Raw genomic sequence first — 3,148 nt, forward strand, 5'->3', positions numbered from 1 at the left:
GCGTCTCGTCCCCGAAATGATGATGAAGGTTCCGACCGCTAGTCGCGTCGAGTGAATTTACGTCGAGGGATCGACAAATGAAAGGCGTGGCGTGAACTCTCGGCGTTCATGGATTATCTGGGGCGCTGCTCTATTCGCTTATATCGTCGCCGTCATGCAGCGCTCGTCGCTCGGCGTCTCAGCGGTCGAGGCCACGGACCGCTTCGCCATCTCGGCCTCTGCGCTTTCCACGCTGGCCGTGGTGCAGCTCGTCGTCTACGCAGCGCTACAAATACCCGTCGGTGTGCTGCTCGATCGGTTCGGCTCCCGAGTTCTCATCGCCAGCGGTGCTGTTCTTATGCTCACCGGCCAGCTTCTCGTCGCGTTCTCCGACCATTTCGCGCTTGCCGTGGTTGGCCGGATGCTGGTGGGCGCTGGCGATGCGACAACCTTTATTTCTGTGCTGCGACTGCTGCCCAACTGGTTCGGCGGCAAGATTCTTCCCCAGGTCTCGCAGTGGACGGGCAACATCGGGCAGCTCGGGCAGCTCCTCTCGGTGGTGCCGTTCGCGTGGTTGCTGCACGATTTTGGCTGGTCGGCGGCGTTCGGTGCAGCAGCGATGCTGTCCCTCGTTGTCTTTCTGCTCACGCTGGTGGTCGTCCACAACGCCCCTGATGGCGCAGAGACCGCTGCCCGGCCCGAGACCTGGGGTGGCGCACTCAGGCTTGCCCGTGATGCGCTCAAACGCCCTGGCACTCAGCTCGGGTTCTGGTCGCATTTCACCACTCAGTCTCCCGGCACGACTTTCAGTCTGCTCTGGGGATTCCCTTTCATGGTGAGCGCTCTGGGGTATTCCACAGCTCAGGCCGCAGCGCTCTTGAGCGTATTCCTCGTGGTCGGCCTCATCGCAGGACCCATTCTCGGTGTGCTTTCGGCTCGTTATCCCATGCGCCGGTCGACGATGGTGATCGGTATCGTGCTCACGACAGCGCTGACCTGGGCCTACGTGCTCATCCGCAACGATCCGCCGCCGTTCTGGCTCGTTGTCCTGCTGATCATCGTCTTGGGCACCGGCGGGCCCGGCTCTCTCATCAGCTTCGACTTTGCGCGCGCATTCAACCCCCTGCGGAGCCATGGTTCGGCGACGGGGATTGTTAATGTTGGAGGATTCGTTGCCGCTTTCGTGATGATGTACCTGATCGGCGTGACTCTCGATCTGGCTTCCAATCTGTATGCCGCAGCCGGCAACCCTGTCGAGCTCTACTCCTGGGATACCTTCCGGATAGCGTTCGCCTCACAGTTTTTCGTGATGGCGATCGGCTTTGTCTTCCTGGTGCTGTCGCGACGCAAGACTCGGCATCGTATGAAGTTCGATGAGGGAATAGAAGTGGCCCCCCTGTGGGTTGCACTCTCCAGAGCAATCACCAGGCGTATGCGCGAATAGCTGCCGCACTACCTCCATGAATGCGGTGAATCGCGGCAAATCTTCCTGACGGTGCTCTCCGTGCGAACACCGACCAGTAAACCGTGCAATAATTGCCCACTGAGACCCGTTCGACGTCCACTGGGTTGCGCATGTCCTTTGTGATGAGCGCCCCCAGGACTTGACATGGGTCTTAGTGCTGCCCCGATAGGGAAGGCACGACCCTCCTGAATGAAAGGTAACCTCATGGCTACCCGCAAGACGACTGCTGAAGCCGCAACGACCGAACCTGAGGTTGACGTCGCCGAGGCGCCCGCCAAGAAGGCTCCGGCCAAGGCTGCCGCCAAGAAGGCGCCCGCCAAGACCGCGGCTAAGGCCCCTGCCAAGTCCCCTCGCGCCAAGAAGGCTGCGGCACCCGAGGTTGACGAAGAGCCCGAGGTCGACGCCGACGCCGAACACGGCGACGAGAGCGACACCGAGGACACCTCGAAGGACGAGAAGCTGCCTACCGGTGCGATCGTTCTGTCGATGGCGGACGAGGACGACGAAGTCCCCGTGTACTCAGCCGCGATCACGGGCGCAACCGCTGACCCTGTCAAGGACTACCTGAAGCAGATTGGAAAGGTCGCCCTCCTCAACGCAGCTGAGGAGGTGGAACTTGCCATGCGCATCGAGGCAGGTCTCTTTGCCGAGGACAAGCTCGCGAACGAGGGCGAGAAGCTCTCTCCGACACAGCGGCGCGAACTCCAGTGGGTCGCCAAGGATGGGCAGCGCGCTAAGAGCCACCTGCTCGGCGCCAACCTCCGACTCGTCGTCTCGCTTGCAAAGCGATACACGGGCCGTGGCATGCAGTTCCTTGACCTCATCCAAGAGGGCAACCTGGGCCTGATCCGTGCCGTCGAGAAGTTCGACTACACGAAGGGCTTCAAGTTCTCGACCTATGCGACCTGGTGGATCCGTCAGGCCATCACTCGCGCCATGGCCGACCAGGCCCGCACGATTCGCATTCCCGTGCACATGGTCGAGGTCATCAACAAGCTTGCCCGCGTGCAGCGTCAGATGCTTCAGGACCTTGGCCGCGAGCCAACGCCGGAGGAGCTGAGCCGCGAGCTCGACATGACCCCAGAAAAGGTCGTCGAGGTTCAGAAGTATGGTCGCGAGCCCATCTCTCTGCACACACCGCTCGGTGAAGATGGCGACAGCGAATTCGGCGACCTTATCGAGGACACCGAAGCCGTGGTTCCCGCCGACGCTGTGGGCTTCACAATGCTTCAGAAGCAGCTCGAAAGCCTGCTCGACTCCCTCTCCGAGCGCGAAGCAGGAGTTATTCGCATGCGCTTCGGCCTAGGCGACGGTATGCCTAAGACTCTGGACCAGATCGGTGACACGTTCGGCGTTACGCGCGAGCGCATCCGCCAGATCGAGTCGAAGACGATGGCCAAGCTTCGCCACCCGTCGCGGTCGCAGTCGCTGCGGGATTACCTTGAGTAAGGAGCACCGTCCGCTGGGTGCTCGTCCTTCGGCTCTTCGCTACTTCCTTCCGATCATGGTGGGAAAGGCGATTCGCGTAGCAGCTCGGTTGCGGGGCGGCGGCTCGGCGTTCCCGGGATATGCCACCCTCAAGCTCGCGCCAGAGTTTTTGCACGACATCACCCGGCAGTTTGAGCACGGAAACATCTTTGTTCTCGGCTCGAACGGCAAATCGACGACAACGCACATGCTCACGTCGATCATGCGGGCCCACGG

2 protein-coding genes and 1 pseudogene are annotated in these 3,148 nt (G+C 61.5%); all 3 read left to right on the forward strand.

Going from position 1 to position 3,148, the window contains the following annotated elements; all coding sequences use genetic code 11:
- Positions 1-91 precede the first annotated feature (91 nt).
- Positions 92-1,423 carry an MFS transporter gene (locus AC062T_RS13020; RefSeq protein WP_476030686.1) on the forward strand — a complete coding sequence of 444 codons (1,332 nt, stop codon included), beginning with the start codon at positions 92-94 and terminating at the stop codon, positions 1,421-1,423.
- Between the two features lie 225 nt (positions 1,424-1,648).
- Positions 1,649-2,893 carry an RNA polymerase sigma factor gene (locus AC062T_RS13025; protein WP_476030688.1) on the forward strand — a complete coding sequence of 415 codons (1,245 nt, stop codon included), beginning with the start codon at positions 1,649-1,651 and terminating at the stop codon, positions 2,891-2,893.
- Positions 2,886-3,148, forward strand: a pseudogene (locus tag AC062T_RS13030) (hypothetical protein); the annotation flags it as partial. The gene AC062T_RS13025 and the pseudogene AC062T_RS13030, both read left to right, overlap by 8 nt.

The sequence above is a fragment of the Homoserinimonas sp. genome (assembly GCF_056262345.1).

What these genes read in the sequence shown, in the direction of transcription:
- AC062T_RS13025 (WP_476030688.1), top strand. Translation starts at nt 1,649, where the DNA reads ATGGCTACCCGCAAGACGACTGCTGAAGCCGCAACGACCGAACCTGAG.